1 protein-coding gene is annotated in these 358 nt (G+C 70.9%); it reads right to left on the bottom strand.

Features of this window, described 5'->3' with window-relative positions:
• The coding region (locus EE949_RS12930) for a hypothetical protein (RefSeq protein ID WP_206335710.1) at window positions 1-209 on the bottom strand (209 nt) is incomplete at its 3' end.
• Between the last annotated feature and the right edge of the window lie 149 nt (window positions 210-358).

Genomic DNA, 358 nt, shown 5'->3' with positions numbered 1-358 from the left:
GGCTCGGTGGGCGAGAACGTGCGGAGCCCGAGCACCGTCGGCAGTTCGTCGAGCAGCCCGAGCGGGTAGAGGATCGCCGTGTAGACGGCCAGGACGCCGGAGTCGGCGATGAGCCGGACCGAGCCGTCCTCGATCCGAGCGGGACGTCCGAGGTACGTGCGGAGGTCACCGAGTGAGGCGGCGTCGGGAAGCGTGAACGAGTTGCCCATGTCGTCCTCGATCCTACCGGCCATCGGCGCCGCGCAGCCCGGGGGCGACGACCTGCGACGGCGGCGGGCAGCCGTTCGTAGACTGCACAGCGTGAACGGCGAACCCGACTTCCTGCGGACCCTGCGACTCGAGGACACCGGCGCGAGCA

This window comes from Pseudomonas viridiflava (genome assembly GCF_900602065.1).
Classification (GTDB): Bacteria; Pseudomonadota; Gammaproteobacteria; order Pseudomonadales; family Pseudomonadaceae; genus Aquipseudomonas.
Note: the sequence above shows the minus strand (reverse complement) of the source record. Positions and strands in the feature narration are given on the sequence as shown.